The organism is Blastopirellula sp. J2-11 (assembly GCF_024584705.1).
Classification (GTDB): Bacteria; Planctomycetota; Planctomycetia; order Pirellulales; family Pirellulaceae; genus Blastopirellula.
In genome coordinates this window covers 1,083,158-1,103,215 of record NZ_CP097384.1, presented here as the reverse complement: position 1 = coordinate 1,103,215, position 20,058 = coordinate 1,083,158, and the positions used below count along the sequence as shown (strand labels likewise).

At 57.1% G+C, this 20,058-nt stretch carries 15 protein-coding genes; 11 read left to right on the top strand and 4 right to left on the bottom strand.

Annotated elements, in window-relative coordinates:
• Nucleotides 1-3: 3 nt before the first annotated feature.
• Entirely contained in the window at nucleotides 4-2,223 is a 2,220-nt protein-coding gene (locus M4951_RS04670) for a TolC family protein (protein WP_262025316.1), read from the bottom strand.
• A 375-nt stretch (nucleotides 2,224-2,598) separates the two neighbouring features.
• Between M4951_RS04670 and M4951_RS04665 the strand changes: the two genes are divergently transcribed.
• The 4 genes from M4951_RS04665 to M4951_RS04650 all read left to right on the top strand — a co-directional run bounded on the left by M4951_RS04665 (nucleotide 2,599) and on the right by M4951_RS04650 (nucleotide 6,321).
• Entirely contained in the window at nucleotides 2,599-3,282 is a 684-nt protein-coding gene (locus M4951_RS04665; RefSeq protein WP_262025315.1) for a hypothetical protein, read from the top strand.
• 116 nt (nucleotides 3,283-3,398) lie between these two features.
• Nucleotides 3,399-4,469: a DUF1559 domain-containing protein gene (locus M4951_RS04660; protein WP_262025314.1), complete on the top strand. Its 1,071-nt coding sequence runs from the start codon at nucleotides 3,399-3,401 to the stop codon at nucleotides 4,467-4,469.
• A gap of 113 nt (nucleotides 4,470-4,582) precedes the next feature.
• Nucleotides 4,583-5,923, top strand: a complete 1,341-nt coding sequence (locus M4951_RS04655) for a PepSY-associated TM helix domain-containing protein (RefSeq protein WP_262025313.1) — start codon at nucleotides 4,583-4,585, stop codon at nucleotides 5,921-5,923.
• The gene (locus tag M4951_RS04650) at nucleotides 5,920-6,321 is read left to right on the top strand and encodes a carboxypeptidase-like regulatory domain-containing protein (RefSeq protein ID WP_262025312.1); all 402 of its coding nucleotides are present in this window, start codon (nucleotides 5,920-5,922) and stop codon (nucleotides 6,319-6,321) included. The genes M4951_RS04655 and M4951_RS04650 overlap by 4 nt, the downstream gene beginning before the upstream one ends.
• An 82-nt stretch (nucleotides 6,322-6,403) precedes the next feature.
• Here M4951_RS04650 and M4951_RS04645 read toward each other — a convergent pair whose 3' ends face one another.
• Nucleotides 6,404-7,423 carry a dihydrodipicolinate synthase family protein gene (locus tag M4951_RS04645; RefSeq protein ID WP_262025311.1) on the bottom strand — a complete coding sequence of 340 codons (1,020 nt, stop codon included), beginning with the start codon at nucleotides 7,421-7,423 and terminating at the stop codon, nucleotides 6,404-6,406.
• 120 nt (nucleotides 7,424-7,543) lie between these two features.
• Here M4951_RS04645 and M4951_RS04640 point away from each other — a divergent pair, with 120 nt between their 5' ends.
• The 6 genes from M4951_RS04640 to M4951_RS04615 all read left to right on the top strand — a co-directional run bounded on the left by M4951_RS04640 (nucleotide 7,544) and on the right by M4951_RS04615 (nucleotide 16,024).
• Nucleotides 7,544-8,140, top strand: coding sequence for a hypothetical protein (locus tag M4951_RS04640; protein WP_262025310.1), 597 nt, complete (start codon nucleotides 7,544-7,546; stop codon nucleotides 8,138-8,140).
• A 4-nt stretch (nucleotides 8,141-8,144) separates the two neighbouring features.
• Complete coding sequence (locus M4951_RS04635; RefSeq protein ID WP_262025309.1) at nucleotides 8,145-10,385, top strand: glycosyltransferase family 39 protein; 2,241 nt, start codon at nucleotides 8,145-8,147, stop codon at nucleotides 10,383-10,385.
• A gap of 114 nt (nucleotides 10,386-10,499) precedes the next feature.
• Complete coding sequence (locus M4951_RS04630) at nucleotides 10,500-12,575, top strand: prenyltransferase/squalene oxidase repeat-containing protein (protein WP_262025308.1); 2,076 nt, start codon at nucleotides 10,500-10,502, stop codon at nucleotides 12,573-12,575.
• Between the two features lie 8 nt (nucleotides 12,576-12,583).
• Nucleotides 12,584-13,735, top strand: coding sequence for an adenosyl-hopene transferase HpnH (gene hpnH / locus M4951_RS04625; RefSeq protein ID WP_262025307.1), 1,152 nt, complete (start codon nucleotides 12,584-12,586; stop codon nucleotides 13,733-13,735).
• A 569-nt stretch (nucleotides 13,736-14,304) separates the two neighbouring features.
• Complete coding sequence (locus tag M4951_RS04620) at nucleotides 14,305-15,291, top strand: DUF1559 domain-containing protein (protein ID WP_262025306.1); 987 nt, start codon at nucleotides 14,305-14,307, stop codon at nucleotides 15,289-15,291.
• A 295-nt stretch (nucleotides 15,292-15,586) separates the two neighbouring features.
• Nucleotides 15,587-16,024 (top strand): hypothetical protein, encoded by a 438-nt coding sequence (locus tag M4951_RS04615; RefSeq protein ID WP_262025305.1) that lies wholly within the window; start codon nucleotides 15,587-15,589, stop codon nucleotides 16,022-16,024.
• A 99-nt stretch (nucleotides 16,025-16,123) separates the two neighbouring features.
• Here M4951_RS04615 and proB read toward each other — a convergent pair whose 3' ends face one another.
• Both proB and M4951_RS04605 read right to left on the bottom strand, forming a co-directional pair.
• On the bottom strand, nucleotides 16,124-17,272 hold the full coding sequence (gene proB, locus M4951_RS04610) for a glutamate 5-kinase (RefSeq protein WP_262025304.1): 1,149 nt from the start codon (nucleotides 17,270-17,272) through the stop codon (nucleotides 16,124-16,126).
• A gap of 92 nt (nucleotides 17,273-17,364) precedes the next feature.
• Nucleotides 17,365-18,870, bottom strand: coding sequence for an ATP-binding protein (locus M4951_RS04605; RefSeq protein WP_262025303.1), 1,506 nt, complete (start codon nucleotides 18,868-18,870; stop codon nucleotides 17,365-17,367).
• Between the two features lie 330 nt (nucleotides 18,871-19,200).
• On the opposite strand from M4951_RS04605, the gene M4951_RS04600 reads away from it, so the two are divergent.
• A complete protein-coding gene (locus tag M4951_RS04600) occupies nucleotides 19,201-19,977 on the top strand; it encodes a response regulator (RefSeq protein WP_262025302.1) in 777 nt (258 codons plus the stop codon).
• Nucleotides 19,978-20,058 lie beyond the last annotated feature (81 nt).

Below are 20,058 nucleotides of genomic sequence, written 5' to 3'. Positions count from 1 at the left end.
GCGTTAGCGAGAAATCCAGAAGGCCGAATCGGTCGGCGCTTCGCCGCTGAAGTCGATTTCCCCCTCGCTTGACGCTTCGATTACCGGCGCCGAGCCTTCTTCTCGCAGAGGAGCGCTCAGCGAAGCAGGTTGCACGCTCGGCATCTCGTTTTTCTCTTGTCGAAGCGGATTCTCCGGCATCGTTTCCGCTTCCGAAGTCTCTGGAAAGGCTGGGCCTTCAAAGATCGGCGTCGACTTATACGGCTTCTTCGACGGCTCGAGCGAGAAGTCGACCTTTTTCGGTCGCCCGATCAATGCGTCGTTGATCACAAAATTGGTCAACGCATGCCGCTTGTTCAAGTCACGTTGCAAAGCGTCGTTGTACGCTTTTTGCGGCCAAGGCCCTTCCGCCAAGAAGACGTTGTTGTGCTCTAGCAGCGAGCCCTTCTCGTAATGCACATTCTTGATCGCTTGGGCGTAGTCGACGCGGGCCTGATAAAACAAGATGTTGGCGTCGATCACGCGGCGCTGCGCTTCGAGCAGCAAGTCGAGCGGAGCAAAGCCGGCTTCGTGCGAAGCTTCGACGGCACGCTGCTGAGCATAGGCCGCTTCCCGCCGATTGAACTGGGCTTCCATCACCTGGTGGGCGCGTTCGATCTCGCCGTAGGTGTTGCTCAGCCCGTACATGATGAAGTTTTCCTGCTCGCGCAGAATCGCTTTTTCGCGGGCCAACGCTAACTCCGAGCTGCGCACCGCCGCATGCCCTCGACGAAAGCCGATCGGCATGTCGAACTCGACCCCCATTTGATACTCTTGGAAGTCGCGATCCATCATGCTCTGGATTGCGTTGTCGTATTGCGGCTGATCGTAGCCCCACAAGTCTTTGCCGAAACCGCGTAGCCGATAGCGAGCGACCAGGTCCAATTGCGGCTTCAGGAAGTTCTTGTTCGCGATCAACTCCAGCTCACGCTGTTTGATGACCCACTTTTGGCGGCGAAGTTCCGGGCGACGCGCGACTGCTTCCAGCGCGATCGCGTCCCAGTCGAACTTCACCTGGGCTACGGGAGGATCATCGTCTGGACGCAGCAGTTGCTGTCCGTTGATCTCAACCGCCATGATCACTCGCAGTCGGCGTTCAGAAACGCGCACGCCGCCGTTTTGAATGAACGTACCGCCGTTACTGCCATAGTTGGTTTGCGTCCGCGGAGTCAAGCGACCATGCAACGCGTTGATCACTTCCGACTCAAAGCGATAGTATTGCTCGCGAGCCTGACCTTCCTGGTCTGCGGTCCGGCGACCTTGTCCGGCGTTGGCCTGAACGTTTTGCCAAACGCGCAGCGCGTTGTCGCGTGCTTCCACTTTGGCGTCGAGATCACGATACGCGTAGTAGAGATCCCAGTAGGCGTTTTCGGTATCGCTAACCAGATTGCGGACGGCGATCTCAAAATCGGCCAAACTGATGTCGGTACGCGTGCGAGCGACTAGTACGCCGTTGGCGAAACCCGGTTCGCCGTTCGGACCGGCGATCCGGTTGTACATGACGCCGGCGCCTTGCAAGAGCGGTTGACGCCATTGTGCTTCGGCGTAGTTCGTCCATGACTGCCCAAACACGAATGGGTTGGTGATGAACGACGCTTCTTGATTGTTATTGTCGTACTGGGTGACGTTCCGCAAAGTGAAAGTGGCGCCGGTGACGCTTTTCTTTTGCAGCGACATCTCGTAGTTATTGTAGTCTTGCTTGAACAGGCCGTTCTGCCCGACCGTCACGTTGTTCACGCCGTAGTCGTTTTGTTCAAAATAAGCGCTGGCGCCAAAACTGGCGTCGAAGGCGCTCAACGCCGCTTCTTCACCAAAGCGACCATCCGTATAAGTTCGGGCTGGATCGTAGATCGTGGCCAACGCCGCGGGGCTGCGGAGTACGCCTCCCAGGTCTTTCATGACTTGCGAGTTCGCCAGCGCCGTTTCGACCGCTTCCTGCAGTGAGATGTTCTTGTACTTCACTTCCCCGCTAACCGCCGCATCGGGCGACACCGGGACGTTGGGCAAACTGTCATCTTCACAAACGTTGGGCGCAGGGTCCTCAATCTTGAGTCCGCGACCTGCGTACTTCAGAATCAGGTCCTCTTCGTAAGCAGGAGGATCAGGACAGTCATAGAGTCGCCAACACTGCAACGAGCAACCGTTGAGCGCAAGCGCGACGCAACTGAGCGTCGCGATGATCCATCGTGTCCAGCGATGCAGCATCGCCGTCCTTTCCTCAAGGCTTCCAACAACTGGGACCCACGGTCCCTCCCTCTACAGAGTCCGCAGCGACCAGCTTTCCTGTTAGCGCAATGCGCAAGGTCTTCCGGTAGAAACAGTTTCCCTCGAATGTCTTTTCGGCAAATGTGGCATATCTGCTCCATCAAACCCGCAATTTCGGATTCTTTCCCCAAATCCGTGCTTTGCTAGCGACCGTCATCAGGCAATTAATCGGGTTCTCTACGGGCCCAAGGCAGGTTGGGGCGGACTTTAACGCCTCGGTTTTCAGCAACCCCTGCGACAATTCGCCGCAGTTGCCAGCATTGCTTTCAGCAGTTAATCTCAATCAATTATTCGGATTGGAGGAATGAAGCGGTGATGCCAGGCCTCGCTCAACGCGGCCAACGGATACTGCGACTTGCTTGCAGCAGCCTTGTCGTGCGCCAGCGCAACCTCATTTCGATCCTGCTGATCGCCAACATTATCTTCCTGTCGTTCGGCGTTCGTTTTCACGGAACGGTGTTGCGGGACCTCTCGATCCCATTTCCCTGCCAAGGGGGATCGTGCGGTTGTCGTGACGCTTATACTTGCTGGAACAACTGCTGCTGCAACACGGCCACAGAACGGCTTGCTTGGGCAAAAGCCAACGGAGTCACGCCGCCCAAGAATGTCATTGCCCGATTGCTGCAAGAAGCGGCGGTGATCACGGCGGCCAATTGCAGTGAAACGCAGCAGGTCGCTGCCTGCTGTGCGGCCAAGACAAACAGTTGCTGCGAAACGAAGAGCGACGTCTCGTGCAGTACGCCTAAAATCGGCAGCTGTTGCGAAACGAAAACTACCCCCGCCCAACCACAGCCCTATAAAGGCCCGTTCTTTACGGTCTCGCGTTGCGGCGGTTTGCCTGAATTGTTTGCGATCTTCTCTAGCTCGGTTGTCGAAACGGTCTCTCCTTCATGGAGTCCGCGACTTGAATTCTCTGGCTATCTCTTGGCCTTGGACTTGGCGCCCGCGTCGATCTTCACAACGCCGGTAAGTCCGCCGCCGGATGCAATTGCGGCGTAGTACGAAATTCGTTGGATCCAACGAAGACGAACTCTTCTATCGCCGGATCTGCTTGCGCAAATCGCTGCGCATACGCTTTCTAAAAATCGCAACTCAAATATTTGAATTTAATCAACATGAAAATACGTCACGCTTTTACCTTGGTCGAATTGCTGGTGGTGATCGCCATCATCGGCGTTTTGATCGCATTGCTATTGCCGGCCGTGCAACAGGCCCGCGAAGCGGCAAGACGCATGTCTTGCACCAACAACCTAAAGCAGTTGGGACTGGGGCTGCACAACTACGAATCGACGTTTACGGTCTTTCCCATGATGGGAACAGTCGATGTCGATTTTTCAGTACAAGCCCGCCTGCTTCCTTTTGTCGAACAGGGCAACCTGCAAGACCAACTTGATTTCTCGCAAGCTGCATTCACCGGAGGTTGGAGCGGCAAATCGCCATCTCCGGCGTTCGTCACCGCATTTGAAACTCCGCTAGAATTGTTTCTCTGTCCCAGTGATCCGGCGCCGTCGCAAACCACGGCGAACGGATACACCTACGGGGGCAACAACTACATGGTCAGTTTCGGCAGCGGAACCGGGACCAACTATGATTTAAAGAAGAAGACCGACGGTATCGTTTACGAGAATTCGGCCGTTGGTTTTCGGGACATGACCGATGGAACATCCAACACGGTCGTGATCAGCGAAACGGTCCGCAGCGTCGGTCCCGATATGACGCTCGCCGCTGGGGAGACGCCTCCTTTTCCCTATCAGTTCACGCTGAACGGATCTTCCGGCGTTGACTCGGGCTCGCAGCCGGGCCAGGGAATGACCGCTTCCGGTGGAAGCTGGAGCGGCTATACCAACGGCGACGGCGTGATCTTCAATCCGGATCTCTCCAGCTTCTGGACCGATTTTACTTCTTGGCGCGGCGGCGAAAGTTCGGCGATCCGCGGACGTGGGATGTCATGGGCGTTTTGCGGAGCGATTAACTCGCTCACCAACGGGTTTCATACGCCCAACAGCCGTATTCCTGACATCGTGACGCATTGGACCGGCTACTTCGCACCGCGCAGTTTCCACCCCGGCGGCGCGAATGTCACGCTCGGCGACGGATCGGTTCGTTTCCTCCCCAACACGATCGACCTGACAACGCACCGCGGGCTGCATAGCACCAACGGCGGCGAAGTTCTCGACGAATTCTAGGCGAACCCATTCGCCTGCTCGCAAATTGCGGCTAGCGCGCTTCGTGACGGAAGCGCGCCGGCTCGCTTTGCGCCCGCATCGATCCATTCCCCCCCTCAAACAATCATCGAACTATGAATACTCGTGAAGCGCCGCCTAAGCGGCCTTGGCCTGACTACCGCGCCGTATGGCGTTGGCACTTTTATGCAGGCCTATTTTGCATTCCCGTTTTGCTCGTGCTGTCGATCAGCGGCACGATCTATTTGTTCAAGCCGCAAATCGAAGCTTGGCTTGACCGACCATTCGATCAATTAGCGGTCACCGAAAATGCACAGCCGATTTCGACGCAAATCGAAACGACGCTGTCGGCTTTGCCAGGCTCCAAGTTCCATTCGCTAGAGTTGCCGTCGGCGGACAGTATGGCGACTCGGATCTTGGTCACGCAACAAGGTGAACGGATTCGCTGCTATGTCGATCCAGCCAGTGGACAATTGCTGCATCAAACGCCAGAGGCGGATCGTTTCATTGCGATCGTGCGCCGATTGCATGGAGAGTTGTTTCTTGGTAGCCGCGGCTCGTACCTAGTCGAACTGACCGCTTGCTGGACCATCGTCTTAATCTTCACCGGTCTCTACCTGTGGTGGCCCCGCAAATGGAGCGGATTTGGAGGAGTCCTCTTTCCGCGATTGACCAGCGGCAAGAAAATCTTCTGGCGCGACATCCACAGCGTCTCAGGAATCTGGATCTCTGGGTTCGCGATCGTGTTGATTCTCTCCGGCCTCCCTTGGTCCAGCTTTTGGGGAAACTACTTCCGCACCGCACGACAGTGGACCGGAACGGCCATCGCACGCCAGGATTGGCAGATCAGTCGCTCTCGAAAAGAGCCGTCAATCGAGAAGAAACCGCCGCTGGATTTCAAGTCGATTGATCCAATCGTCGCTTCAGTCCAAACACTTCACTTACCTGCGCCTGTCATTATCTCGCCGCCGCGTGGCGGCTCCGCTGACTGGAAGGTGCAGTCAATGACGCAAAATCGTCCCTATCGTGTTGATTTGACGATGAACGGCGAGAGCGGCGAAGTGACCAGCCGAAAAGACTTTGCCGATCGTCACGCGATCGATCAAGTCGTAGGCGTCGGCATCGCGTTGCACGAAGGCCAACTGTTTGGTTGGCCCAATCAACTGCTAGGAGTCATCACGACCAGCGGGCTCATCCTGCTTAGCGCTAGCGGCGTCATCTTGTGGTGGCGACGGCGCGATCGCGGCGTCTTGGGCGCTCCTAGCGTTGGCGCCGCACCTCGGCTGTCGATTGGATTGATCGCGATCGTCCTTGGCCTGGCGATTTATCTCCCTCTGTTCGGCGCTTCACTTTTAGCCGTTTGCCTGGCCGAACGTCTTTTGCTGCGTCGCATCCCCAGCATCCGCGGTTGGCTTGGATTACGAAATTTGCATACGCCGGAGGTCGCACCTCAATGAACCGCTTGAATCTAATCCTGACCTTGTCCGCATTTTTGCTGCCGCTCAGCGTTGGTTGCGGTCCGAAGCCGGTCACCGGCGGAACTTCCGGCACGCTCCTAACCAGCGGAAATCCGCTTGGCGAGATGCAAGTAAACGTCTATCGGTCCGATGCAGCCGACAAGCCGCTCGGTTTTGGCGTTACAGCCGCCGATGGTTCGTTTGAATTGGTTCAGCCGGCGGCGGTGGGGCCACTGCAGTTGGAGCCCGGCAAGTACCGGTTCACTGTCGAGTCGGTCGGTTCGCCGGTCGTCTTGCCCAAAAAGTACGCCAGCAGCAAAACGACGCCGCTGGAAGTCGACTTGCAGCCCGACCAGCCGCTGGAGCTTGATATTCCCGGGCTGAAACTACCGAAATAAAGCAGATGAAAAAAGCAAAGAAGCGTGCCAGAGAAAGCTCTCCCGCACGCTTCTTTTTGTTTCTTATCGAACGCTGCGACGCTTACGCCAATCCGCGACGCTTTAGTTCGCCGACGACGTTTTGCACAATGCGGGCCACTTCGTCCGAGTCGACTTCTTCTTTGATAGCACAACCGCCGACTGGTTCGTCGACGTAGCCTTCGGCCGCCAACAAACATTGCAGTTCGCGTTTCAGTTCATCAATTGCCAAGAGCTGACTGTCCGACTGCGGCTGACGCCCTTGCCCTGGTTGAAATCCACGCAGCGCCAGCGCCGCGCGAAAACCTTCCGGAAATTCACTGTTGTAGAGCATCGCATCAAACAGTTTGAGCAGTCGGTACTGCAAATCGCAAGCTTCCTCCAAGCGTCCGGCTTTGGTCAGGTCATACAGCTTGCGGGTAATTTCCGGCACGACGCCGCTGGTCGCATTGGTTCCGCCGTCGCAACCGATCAACATCATCGGCATCAGCGCGGCGTCCCAACCGGTCATAAAACCAAAATCAGGACGCAGCGGGCGAACGGCCGCAATCATGCGCATCATGTGAGGCAAATCGCCTGACGAATCTTTGATCGCAATCACCCGCGGGCACTCTTCGGCCAAACGTTGCACCGTCGGCACATCGATCGGCGACGCGAACATCGGAATGTTGTAGAGCGTGACGTCGATCGGCGTGTTGTCACCGATCTCTTTGAAGTAGGCGTAAACGCCGGCCGGGCTCAGTTTGTAGTAAAATGGCGACACAATCGCGACGGCGCGGCAGCCATACTCATAATAATTTTCGCAGGCTTTGATCGTTTCACGGACGTTCGCCTCGGCGGCGCCGGCCAAGATCGGCACGCGACCAGCGGTCTGATCGGCCATGATCTCGATGATCCGTCGTCGTTCTTCGGCAGTAAAGCGAAGGAACTCGCCGGTCGATCCATTGGGGTAGAGCCCATGCACGCCGCGTTCGATCAGCCAATCGACGTAGCGCCGCAGTTCCGGCTCGTTGATATCTCCGCGAGCATCCAGCGGGACAATATTGGGAGTAAAAATACCTGCGAGACGGGCTTGATTCGACATGATTGGAGAGGCTTGGTCTAACGGCGACGGGCTGATGGAGGTAAAATCGATTTTATACGATTTAGATATCTTAGTTCATGTTCCGCTCGAAGTCAGCGGTGACTTCCCCCTGGATTTTTCGTGCTTTTCAAACAACATATCCTTGAACGAATCGCCGCCGGCAAGGTGACCCTCGCTTTTCGTCGCTGGAAACGGCCCACCGTCAAAGTGGGTGGGACGCTCACCACGGCGATCGGCGTGCTGGCAATTGAGGAAGTAAAACTGATCCAACCCCAGCAAATCAACCACCGTCAAGCGGCCCAGGCCGGCTTTGACTCGCTGGCCGACTTGCGGGCCAATCTCATGACGCAGCGTGACGCTCCGCTCTATCGGATTCGGTTTCGCCTGGCTGGCGAAGATCCCCGGATCGCTCTGCGGCGCGATGACGACCTGTCCGTTGAAGACTTGGCCCTGTTGCTAAAAAAATTGGGAAGATATGACGCCGCGTCGAAACAGGGCCCCTGGACCGAGCGGGTGCTGACGATGATTGATCGCCAACCCAAGACCAAAGCCGGCGAACTGGCCGACTTGCTGCGGCTCGATAAAGAATGGCTCAAAGTCAACATCCGCAAGCTCAAGCAATTGGGACTGACGGAAAGCCTGACGCCGGGCTATCGAATTTCTCCCCGCGGCGCCGCGCTGCTCGATCACCTGAAGCAACAAGAGCAGGACGCGTAGTCGCATGTCGAAAAAATCTCGCCGCGAGCGAAACGCTTCCTCGTCTCCTGACGCATCAGAAGCGCCCCCCCCCCTCCACGATCTGCGGCGATTTGTCCCAGCAGCGCTGTTGGCGCTGCTGAGCTTCGGCTACTTGCTCCTCTATTTCCAAACGCCGCTGCCGGTCTATCACCAAGAACCGGCTAACCGCCTAACCGTGCTGTTCACCATTCTGGGCAACTTCTCGTCAGTCTTAGCGACTTGGGCCGATCTGCTGGTCGATCCCCTTCCCTTCCTTACCCAGCGGACGCCGGTGCTGCTGTCGGCGAGCGTCATCCTTGTAGTCGCAACGCTCATCGGTCGATTTCTGCTGACCAGAATAGGTTTGTCGGCGATCTTGTCGCGATTGGAGACGTTCGTCCTTTCGACGGCTCTCGGCATGGCGGCCGTTTCGCTCTGGACGTTTCTCATTGGCTTTTCTGGTTTACTTCACTATCCCCTGTTAATCCTCGCTCCGCTCCTTTTGTTCGCCGGATGGGGAGCATTTGATTGGTATCAACAACGTCGGTTGAGCAGCGAAGAATCGCCCAAGCGTGAGCCAATCCCTTGGCCCTGGCCCTGGATCGCCGCGGCGGCGCCGATCGTTATTTGCACTTTATTAGGTGGGATGATGCCTCCTTACGAATACGACGTATTGGAGTATCACCTACGACTGCCGACTGAATGGCTCGCAAGCGGCCGGATCGCCGTGGAGTCTTACAACGCCTACAGCGGGCTGCCGATGGGCGCCGAGATGTTTGCGCTCTTGCCGATGACGCTGTGGCCCAGCGATCAAGCTTGGTTCTTTGGCGCGCTGGTCGGCAAGACGCTAATCAGCATGTTTGCGCCGCTAACCGCGCTTGCCGCTTACTGCGCCGCGAAACGCATCGCCGGAGCGTACGCTGGTCAAATTGCTGCCGTCGTCGTCGTCGGAACTCCCTGGATCGTCTTTGTCGCCGTCTATGGCCTGGTCGACGGCGTTTGGGCCTTTTACTCGTTGACGGCGATCTTTGCCGCGATCCTCTGGTTTCAAGCGAAACGCAGCAGCAACGACGTAACCTCAGCACAGCTTCCGCGACGCGCCCTGTTGGCCGGATTGCTGGCCGGTATGGCGACAGCCTGCAAGTATCCGGCCCTGCCGCTCTTGGTGATGCCGCTGGCCATTTGGATTTCGCTGGAAGGAGGCCGGCTGAACTTCAAGTCGGCCATCGCATTTACGATCGGCGTAACGTTGCTATTTGCGCCGTGGCTGATCAAAAACATCGTCTACACCGGCAACCCGGTCTATCCGTTGGCGGGATCGGTCTTCGCCGATTCGATTCGCTCACCCGCACAAATCGCCCAGTGGCGCGCCGCACATCGCGTTCCGACCGACGCCGCTGGGCACAGCTTCACGCCTAGCTTGCTGATCAACGGGCTAAAAAAAGTCGCCTATGCCAGCGAATGGACCAACGTGGCGCTGACGCCGTTGGCGCTGGCGGCGATCGCGGTCTTTTCCGTCGCACGTTGGTCGCCGCGGTCATTCCCTGAGGACGAATCCGATTGGTCGCTGGCCGACGCCGCGGTCTGGCGATTGGCTCTCTACGCGGTTTACTACTTCGCTGTTTGGTGGCTGTTCACGCATCGGTACGATCGCTTTTTGATCCCCTTGGCGCCGGTTGTCGCGTTGCTCGCCGGTTATGGCGCCGCACGATTTTGGGAGACTGGCTGGCGAGTCGCGTGCAACACGATCGCCGCCATGGGGCTACTCTTCTGTTTTTTTTGGATTAACTGGCAAAACTCGTTTCTGGCGCCCACCTATTACTTCACCGATTATCAATTGCTAAAAGAGGCCAACGCCGGCCCCGATGTCCCGTTGCTCGCAGCACTGGTTCCGCCTGATCACTGCGCGATTGTGGAAGGAAAAGCGGACGTCTTCTATATGCAGACGCCGATCCACTATCACACTTGCTTCGACAGCTCTCCCCTCGTTTGGCTGAAAGACAAAACCGCAGCCCAGCGAAAGGAGATCTTGCATGCCCGCAAAGTCAGCCATGTCTACGTAAACTGGAACGAAATTGCCCGTTTTCGCAGCCCCGGCAACTACGGCTTCGCCGAGTTGGTGACCCCCGAGTTTATCGCCGAACTGGTCGCCCAAAACGTCCTTCGCCCCGTTCCCCCGCCCTCTTCGGACGACGAAAATCAGCCGCAGGCGGCGTGGGGCGAATTTTACGAGGTCATTCCTTAACCTTCGGCTAACCCGTCGCTCTTGCCAGAATGGCCTGGCTCGCCTACCTTGATGATTCGTTAGAACGCGTAGGATCGCTTCTAACTTGTTTCCGTCGACGTAAGGAAGGATTGCATGGAAGGCGCCTCCCCCACGGCGAGCAATCGCATCTCACAATACGCTGTCGACCTGCGCGCGAAAGCCCGCGCGGCAGCAGCTTCGACCTGCGATTGGCTCCTCTCACACCAACATGCGGACGGTCATTGGTGCGCCGAGCTCGAGGGAGACTCGATCCTGCAAAGCGAGTACATTCTGTTGCTCGCCTGGCTTGGCAAAGAGCGAACCGAAATCGCTCGGCGCTGCGCCGCCCATCTGCTGAAACAACAAGAGCCCAACGGCGCCTGGACGCAATTTCCCGGCGCGCCGATTGATGTCGGCTCCAGCGTAAAAGCCTACTTCGCGCTGAAACTGACCGGCCATGACGCGTCGGCCGAGTATATGGTCCGCGCTCGCAACGCGATTCTCGAAGCCGGCGGCGCCGACAAGGTCAACAGCTTTACGCGGTTCTATCTGGCGCTGCTCGGTCAGATTCCGTTCGAGCTTTGCCCAGCCGTTCCACCCGAGATGGTCTTGCTGCCCAACTGGTCGCCGATCAACATCTATCGAATCAGCTCGTGGTCACGAACGATCTTTGTGCCGCTGTCGATCGTCTGGGCTCATCGAGCGGCCCGCGACATTGTTGAAGACGTGTCGATCCACGAACTTTTCATTCGCAAGCCGCAAGATTGGCCCGAGCTCCGTTGTCCAGGTCTAGAAAAATCTCCCGGGCTGTTCAGCTGGGATCGTTTCTTCCGCACCGCCGATAGCGGACTGAAACTGCTCGAAAAGTATGGCCTACGTCCGCTGCGCAAACGAGCGGTGCGCCAAGCCAAGCAGTGGATGCTCGACCGCTTTCAGCAAAGCGACGGTCCCGGCGCAATCTTTCCGCCGATCGTCTGGAGCGCCATCGCGCTGCGAACGCTCGGCTACGCCGAAGACAGCCAAGAGGTTCAGTATTGCCTGGATCATCTGGAGCGTCTGGTGCTCGAAGACGGCGAGACGACCAAGCTGCAACCGTGTAAATCGCCGGTCTGGGATACGTCGATCTCGCTTCGAGCTTTGGCCGCCGCCGGAATGGGACTCGCCCAAGAGCCAACCTGCCGCGGCGTCGAATGGTTGCTGTCGAAAGAGGTTCGCGTCCACGGCGACTGGACCAATAACGTCGACTGCGAACCAGGAGGCTGGTTCTTCGAGTATGAAAACGCGTTCTATCCTGACAACGACGATACGTCGATGGGGATCATGGCGCTGGCTGATCAATTGGCCGCCGCCAACATCACGCTAGAAGTCCACCCCGGCGACACGTTGGCCAATACTTCGGTCGTTGTCGGCGGTCGCGGCATTACCGAGCAACTCGCCAGCTCCTCCGCCGCGATGATGGAACAAGCGGCCGCAGCGACGCGTCGCGCCGTCGCGTGGATGGTCGCGATGCAAAACAAAGATGGCGGTTGGGGCGCGTTCGACAAGAACAACGACGCCGAGTTCCTCTGCCATGTGCCGTTCGCCGATCACAACGCGATGATCGATCCTAGCACTCCCGATCTTTCGGCCCGCGTGATCGAATCGTTTGGTCGACTCGGCGTCACGATCGAATCCCCCGGCAAGCTGGGCGATACGGTTCGTCGCGCCGTCGCTTACATTCGGGCCAATCAACTCTCAGACGGCTCGTGGTTCGGCCGCTGGGGCGTCAACTACATCTATGGCACTTGGCAGTGCCTGGTCGGTCTGCGGGCTGTCGGCGTGCCGGCCAACGATCCCGCGATCGAACAAGGGAAGCTCTGGTTGCTCGCGCATCAACAAGCCTGCGGCGGTTGGGGCGAATCGTGCGAAACGTACGAAGACCCGTCGCTACGCGGACAAGGGAGCCCAACCGCTTCGCAAACCGCTTGGGCGCTGCTAGGAATCATCGCCGCCGGCGGCGCCAACTTGCCTGAAGTTATTCACGGCGTGCAGTATCTGATGGATACGCAGCGCGGAGATGGAGCCTGGGACGAAATCGAGTTCACGGGAACCGGTTTCCCCCGCGTCTTCTATCTGAAGTATCACTATTACCCGATCTATTTTCCCCTCTTGGCCTTGGCCGAGTGGAACCGCGCAACCGCGCGAAGTTAGGAATCGACATGGGCGTACCCGTCTCGCAAATGTGGACTGTGGCCAGTTACGTGCTGAAGAAGCGCCTCTCAGGGCGTCGGCGCTATCCGCTGGTTTTGATGCTCGAACCTCTCTTTCGCTGTAATCTGGCTTGCGCTGGTTGCGGCAAGATTCAGCATCCGGTCGAAACGCTTCGTCGCCATCTGACGCCGGAGCAATGCTTCCGCGCGGTGGACGAATGCGGAGCGCCGATCGTTTCGATCCCCGGCGGCGAACCGCTGCTTCACCCGCAAATCAACGAGATTGTCGACGGTCTAGTCGCCCGCAAAAAGTACATTTACCTCTGCACCAACGCATTGAAGTTAGAAGCGGCGCTGCCAAGCTTTACGCCTAGCAAGTACTTGTCGTTCTCAGTTCACATGGATGGTCCGCGCGAAGAGCATGACGCCGCCGTCTGCCGCGACGGAACGTACGACATCGCCGCCAGCGCCATCAAAGCGGCGATTGACGGGGGCTTTCGCGTGACGACCAACACCACCATTTACGACGGCGTCCATCCCGAGCGGATTCGCGACTTTTTTGACGACATGATGGAACTGGGCGTCGAGGGAATGATGATCTCTCCCGGCTATCGCTACGAGAAAGCGCCTGACCAGGATCACTTCCTGGCGCGAAACGAAACGAAGTCGTTGTTTCGCCAGTTGCTCGACAACGCGAGAAACTGGCGTTTCAATCAAAGCCCGCTCTTTTTGGAGTTCCTCAAAGGGAACTATCAGTTGGAGTGTACGCCGTGGGGAAATCCAACCTACAATTTGTTCGGTTGGCAGAAGCCTTGCTATCTGATGGACGAAGGCTACTGCGAAACGTTTGCTGAATTGATGGCGACGACACAGTGGGAAAACTACGGCTGCGCCAGCGGCAATCCCAAGTGCGCTGACTGCATGGTTCACAGCGGCTACGAACCGAGCGCCGTCGACGCGACCTTCGGTTCGCTGGGAGGCTTCTGGAATACGGTCAAACTAACGCTGCTCGGTCCCCCCAAACAAAGCACCAAGCCGCTCGCCGCGCCGGCCGATCGATCGCCGCAAGAGCTCAAGCTGCGCCGCGATATCCCCAGCGCCAAACCATCGCCGACCACGCGTCCCGATGACATTCCGCTCCCGCTGATCAATGATCGCTAGAGCAAACAGGCTGGGCATTTCTCTTCGCATCTTGCTGCGCATGGAACGGGAGACTGATCCGCCGATCGGGTCGCAACCCAGTATCTGCGCATGTCGCCAAAAGATCCGGGACTCAATCTAGTCGACGGATTCGGGGCCCCTGCGCTTTTCTCACCGTTCAAAGCTCTTCTCTTGAACCGCCTTATTTTTACGCAATCGCAAGGGAGTCGGTTTCTGCAGTTGCCTATCGATGATGCACCCTTAAAAAAATTTATCGCAAGCTAGGTCACCGTCTGCCGCGAATTCGTAAGGGAATCAAGGGATCAATAATCCCTGCCAATGGATGATCTTAGGCTAGTCATTTCTGCTTTAATTTTCATCTCGCCTGATCTCATCGTCTAAATTTCGCCTGCATCGCCCCCTGGTACGTCAATTGCGAACAGAATTTTCTTAACATCGCATGATATCACGATATATTAGCAAAGTTTTCGTAGTTTTTTGACTTTAAGTCGCCAAGGCGTGAGATTGCACATCAGTCATTCCGCTTTCTCGCTGATCTCGGCTTCTTCCTCACTTAAAAAGGGCTGGGCATGTCTATTCAAAGATTTTCTCGCAACGGTTTTACGCTCGTGGAACTGTTGGTTGTGATCGCAATTATCGGCGTTTTGATCGCGCTCCTTTTGCCGGCTGTGCAACAAGCTCGCGAAGCGGCTCGGCGGATGCAATGCAGTAACAACCTGAAGCAACAAGGTTTGGCGATGCATACGCATCACGACACCTATCTGGCCTTTCCCGATGGAGCTCCGAATTCGCAGCGTCCTAACTGGCGGTTTCAGCTCTTACCGGGTCTGGAGCAAAAGTCGCTTTTCGATCAGGTTGATCCCGATGGAGCGATGCATTCCGGCTGCAACTCGAGCAGCACTTATGGTCAGCAAGCGTACGACTCCAATCTCATTTTGATCGACTTGGCAATTCCGGCCTACAGCTGTCCTTCCAGCGCACTGCCGACCAACGAGCCTGGCGGCAACATGTGCAACTATGATCGACTTCAAACGCATGATTATGTCGGAGTCAGCGGCGCTTTTCCCGATCCGGCCGATCGGGACGACGTCTGCTCGACCGGCGCCGATTACGGCGTCTATTGCAATACCGGGATGCTGGTGCCCAATAAGAAGTTAAAGTTCCGCGACGCTACCGATGGGACAACCAATACGATTATGGTCTCCGAGCAATCGGCCCCAGTCGGCAACAGCGACTATCGAGCCAACTACCATGGCGGCTGGCGCGGCTGGTCCAGCAGTGGAGACGTTGTCACAAAAACCGGTGCGCATCACATTTCTGGAATCACGTCGGTAGCGTTCGCGATTAATACGAAGACCGGCCAATCAGGCGGCGACTTGATTCCGAGATCAAACTCGGCATACTCCGGCAATACGATTCTTACATCGTATCACCCCGGTGGAATTCAAGTTTTGCTGACCGATGGTTCGGTCCGATTTGTCGGGGAGACGCTTGATTTCCTCACGCTTCGCCAGCTGTGCGTTCGTGACGACGGACTCGTGATTGGACCTTTCTAGAGCGCTTTTCAGTAAGCTGAACAAAGAGTCCCCTGTCGTCTAGCTTCTCCCCCAAAATCAGCCGCACGGCGTTAGCCGCGGTTTCTGACAGGAACTCTTTGTCGACGGAAAATTGGAGACAAAAACCGCGGCTAACGCCGTGCGGTTGATGTCGATACGTGCCGCGCAGCACCGTCTACACGTTCAATCGTTGGAAAATCAAAATGGGTCAGCTAGCAGGAAACCGCTCTAGCCCAACTGCAGAGTTACTCTCGCTCTTCGCTTACGCCTTCAATCAGCTTTCAGGTACATCAATATGAAAAACGCTATTTTCACCAGAACCTGCAGGGATATCATCCCCTGCATTCTGCTTGTCGCCTCGACTTACTTCGGCGCATCCGGCTGTAACGCCACTTCTGGACCACCAGTCGGCGTCGTCCAAGGCCGGGTCACCTACGAAGGGAAACCAGTCACCAACGGCGATATCACTTTTTACTCAGGCGAATTGGGAAGCGGCATCTCGGAAGCGCTGGATGCGGACGGAAATTACGTCACGCAAACGCCGATCCGAACCGGCAGCTACACCGTGACCATACTGCCGCCATCCCAACCGCCGCCGGAGGATCCCCGGCAACTGATCGTCCGCGTGGTCTCGAAAGATATCCCCGCCAAGTACCGCGATCCGAACAAAAGCGGCCTCAAGTTCGAGGTGCGCGAAGGTGACAATTCGTTCGATATCGAGATGAGCGAATAGGGATTCAAGCTGCCGATCAAACACCAGCTCGCTGTGCGACTTCATCACTCGCGCGGCGGGCTTAGGCGTCGGTATTTCGCAAGGCGAGAATACCGACTACTACTTCGCGGCGCGGCTGAGCGTTAGATTGTCGCGATGGATCAGTTCGACGTAGGGACAATGCCCCAAGATGTCACTGATCTTGTCGCTTTGCATGCCGCGAATGCGGGCCACTTCGGCGGCCGAATAGTTGATTAGGCCGCGAGCGATCTCCGATCCATCCGATCCGCAAACGCGGACGATGTCCCCTTTTTCAAAGTCTCCTTCGACGCCAACTACGCCGATCGCCAACAGACTGCGTCCTGATTCTTCGACGGCGCGCTTCGCTCCGTCGTCGACGATGATGCGTCCCCGTGGTTCGACCGAGAAACCGATCCAACGCTTCCGCGGCGAGACCGTTTTCCCTTGCGGCAAGAAGAGGGTGCCGATCGTTTCGCCGGCGACGATTTTGGTGATCGCCTGCGGATCGCGCCCAGACGCGATGATCACGTTCTCGCCGGCCGTCGTCACCAGCCGAGCCGCTTCTAACTTGCTGGCCATGCCCCCTTTTGAGAGGCCTGTCTTTTTGTCGCGGACGAACGACATTAACTGGTCGTCAAATTTGTGCACGACCGGAATGACCTGGGCCTGCGGATCATCGGGCGAGCGATCGTACAAACCGGCGACATCGGACAAGATCACCAACAGCGGCGCTCGCAGCAGATTGGTGACGCGGGCCGCTAGACGATCGTTATCGCCAAAGGTGGTCATTAACTCGTCAACGGCGACGGTATCGTTCTCGTTGATGATCGGCAGCACGCCAAACTCGAGCAGCGATACGAGCGTGTTGCGGATATTAAGATACCGGACACGATGGTCAAGGTCTTCGGCCGTCAGCAAGACCTGGGCGCCATGGCGGCCATGCACGGCCAACGTTTGATCGTATGCTTCAATCAAGCGAGCCTGACCGACCGCGGCGACCGCTTGCAAGCGAGCCAGATCAGTCGGCCGCTGCTTGAGCTTCAAGCGATCCATTCCGGCGCCGACCGCTCCGCTAGAAACCAGCACCATCTTGCGTCCTGAGTCGAGCAAACGGCTCATTTCTTCGGCAAACTGGGCGATTCGCTCGCGATTGAGCGTTCCATCCGGCGCGGTCAGAACGCGCGTTCCGACCTTCACAACGATCAGATCGGCGGTCGCGGCGATTTCCTGGCGCAGAAGATCGGTCATAGCAAGCAAGAGCGGCGAACAAGGACGAGTGACGACAAACCGTAGTTATCGACCCCCGCCGCAATCGCGGCAAGGGGATGCCGGCAAATGAGTTAAGCCGATTGCGGCTGTACGTCACGCAGCAGCGCGACCAAACTGCCGGGATCGACCGGTTTGACGACGTGGTCATCGAAGCCAGCCTCTTTGCTGCGGCGACGATCCTCGGGTCCGCCCCAGCCGGTCAATGCGATAATCTTCACCCCGTCTTGCCGCTGATCGGCGCGAATGCGCCGAGCCACTTCATATCCGTCCATTCCGGGAAGACCGATATCGAGCAAGATGAACTGCGGCTTCTGGCGTCGCAGCAAATCGAGCGCCATCGGTCCATCATAGGCGACGGTGATCTTCATCCCCTCGAAGGTCAATAACATCGACAACGTCTCGGCCGCATCTCGATTGTCGTCGACGATCATGACCGATGTCGAAGCAAGATCGACCAACTCGCGACTTTTGACCACGCGAATAGCCGGCGTCGGCAATTCGACCAGCGGCAGACGAACCTCAAAGCGGCTCCCCTTGCCGGGACCTCGGCTGATTGCGTCGACCGTTCCGTTATGCAACTCGCACAATTGTCGCACCAGGGCCAATCCTAGACCGAGCCCGCCATGGTCGCGAGTATGCGAAGAATCGACTTGGGCGAACGCTTCAAAAATGCGAGCGCGATCCCCTTCCGCAATGCCGACGCCGTTGTCCGACACGGCGAGAATCGCGACCCCGTTTTCGGTTCGCAGATCAATACAGATGCGACCCCGACGAGGCGTGTATTTCGCCGAGTTGCTCAGCAAATTAGAGACGACCTGGACTAAGCGAACACGATCTCCATTGACGCCGATCGGTTCGTCCGGAATCAATAGTCGAACGTCATGTTCTCGCTCGTCGATTTGCGGCTGCAACATTTCGACCGCGGCGCCAATCGCTTCTCGAAAATCAAACGGATCGCGCACCAGCCGCATCTTTCCCTGTAAATAACGGGATACGTCGAGCAAATCGTCAACGATACGGACCAATTGCGACAACTGACGCTGAACGGCGCGGCGGAGCGCATCAAAGCGGCGACCGTCATCACGACAACGAGCCATCAGGTCAACGCTGGTCGCGATCGGAGCCAGCGGATTGCGCAGTTCATGGGCCAACAGCGCCAGGTACTCATCTTTTTGCAGGTCCGACTTCTTCAGCGTTTCGGTCAGCGCCTGGTTTTCGGTCGAACGTTGCTCCGCGTTGCGTTGATCGCAACGCGTCTTTTCAAACGTCACAATCGTAACGCAACCGACAATCGCATAGATCAACAAAGAGACCCAGTCCGCAGGCTCGGTGATCCACAAACTGGAGGCCGGCGGAATGATAAAATGAGCAGCGGCCAAAGTTCCCAACACCATGGCGACAGCGGCGGCATGCGTGCCCCCAAGCCAAGCGCTGATGATCACCGATAGATAGAAGACGCCGAAGGGAAGCCGCTCTTGCAGCACCGGGTCAAGCAGCGACCTGACCCACAGCGCGGCCGCCGTTGCGGCGATGGCGAAAATGTAACCGCGAAAATGCTCCACCAAAACATTTCGCATGCTAGCACTCCCTTAAGCTGAATTGCGGATGAGACGCCGATACGAATCCTCGGACGGCATCGCAACTTTATAAACCCGCGCAGGTCAATTCGCCAAGCAGCAATGCGGAAAGAAATGCGTAGTATTTCCCTATTGCCGGAAAACCGCATCAGATCCTACATTGAACATTCTCAGAAGTTGCGTGTGACATGGATATCCACGCCAGGATTGATCCGCGATCAGGCTTAAGGAATGAGCCGGGTTGCCGCAGGGTGAACGCTCTCTTGCGTGAGCGGCCCTCACAGGATGATTGACCGCCGCATGATTGCGGCCCTGGTATGGAGACCTCTCATGTTAGTCCTTTCTCGCCGCGCTAAAGAAAAGATCGTTTTCCCCAATCTTGCGATCACCGTCGAGTTGCTGCAGATTCGGGGAAAAATGGTGAAGATCGGTATCGATGCTCCCAAAGAGGTATCGATCATGCGTCCTGACGCTTGCAGCGAAGAAGAGCTGGAAGAAATGCAACGCAAGGCTTCTCCCTTGCTAGGGAGCCATCAGTTTCGCAATCGCCTGAACACGCTCAATCTGGGTCTGCATCTTTGCAGCAAGCAGATTGACGCCGGAATGACCGTCGAAGCGACCAATACGCTGCAACGACTGCTGGCGGAACTGAAAGATCTTGACGCCGAAGTCGGCCAAGGCCGCGCCTCAATCCAACGCGGCAAATCAAGCGACAAGTCGCGCAATCTACTCGTAGTCGAAGATGACGACAACGAACGTGAGTTGCTCGCAGGCCTGCTGCGGATGTACGGCTTCAACGTCTCCGTCGCCAAAGATGGCCAGGCGGCGCTCGAATATCTGGCGCTGAACGACCTGCCTGACTACGTGCTGCTCGACCTCAGCATGCCGCGGTTCGACGGACCAGCCACATTGCGCGTCTTGCGAAATGACCCTCGGATGGGCAAGCTGAAAGTTTTTGCCGTCACCGGCAGCGATCCGAAGCAATTTGCAGACGACGGAAACGATCCCGAAGATCAATTCGACGCTTGGTTCCGCAAGCCGCTGGATCCGGCCGAGATTGTCGAAGCGGTCAGCCAGAAGATTCGTCCGGCGCTAGCGGCTCACTAACGGCATAACAATTCTCCTCCCCCATCAAAAAAGCCCCGGCGTCGCCTTGGGGCTTTTTTCGTTTTCCGATCCATCGACCCT

Excerpts from the sequence above, each read along its gene's own strand:
- M4951_RS04670 (WP_262025316.1), bottom strand. The coding sequence starts at position 2,223 with ATGCTGCATCGCTGGACACGATGGATCATCGCGACGCTCAGTTGCGTC.
- M4951_RS04665 (WP_262025315.1), top strand. The coding sequence starts at position 2,599 with ATGCCAGGCCTCGCTCAACGCGGCCAACGGATACTGCGACTTGCTTGC.
- M4951_RS04660 (WP_262025314.1), top strand. The coding sequence starts at position 3,399 with ATGAAAATACGTCACGCTTTTACCTTGGTCGAATTGCTGGTGGTGATC.
- M4951_RS04655 (WP_262025313.1), top strand. The coding sequence starts at position 4,583 with ATGAATACTCGTGAAGCGCCGCCTAAGCGGCCTTGGCCTGACTACCGC.
- M4951_RS04650 (WP_262025312.1), top strand. The coding sequence starts at position 5,920 with ATGAACCGCTTGAATCTAATCCTGACCTTGTCCGCATTTTTGCTGCCG.
- M4951_RS04645 (WP_262025311.1), bottom strand. The coding sequence starts at position 7,423 with ATGTCGAATCAAGCCCGTCTCGCAGGTATTTTTACTCCCAATATTGTC.
- M4951_RS04635 (WP_262025309.1), top strand. The coding sequence starts at position 8,145 with ATGTCGAAAAAATCTCGCCGCGAGCGAAACGCTTCCTCGTCTCCTGAC.
- M4951_RS04630 (WP_262025308.1), top strand. The coding sequence starts at position 10,500 with ATGGAAGGCGCCTCCCCCACGGCGAGCAATCGCATCTCACAATACGCT.
- hpnH (WP_262025307.1), top strand. The coding sequence starts at position 12,584 with ATGGGCGTACCCGTCTCGCAAATGTGGACTGTGGCCAGTTACGTGCTG.
- M4951_RS04620 (WP_262025306.1), top strand. The coding sequence starts at position 14,305 with ATGTCTATTCAAAGATTTTCTCGCAACGGTTTTACGCTCGTGGAACTG.
- M4951_RS04615 (WP_262025305.1), top strand. The coding sequence starts at position 15,587 with ATGAAAAACGCTATTTTCACCAGAACCTGCAGGGATATCATCCCCTGC.
- proB (WP_262025304.1), bottom strand. The coding sequence starts at position 17,272 with ATGACCGATCTTCTGCGCCAGGAAATCGCCGCGACCGCCGATCTGATC.
- M4951_RS04605 (WP_262025303.1), bottom strand. The coding sequence starts at position 18,870 with ATGCGAAATGTTTTGGTGGAGCATTTTCGCGGTTACATTTTCGCCATC.
- M4951_RS04600 (WP_262025302.1), top strand. The coding sequence starts at position 19,201 with ATGTTAGTCCTTTCTCGCCGCGCTAAAGAAAAGATCGTTTTCCCCAAT.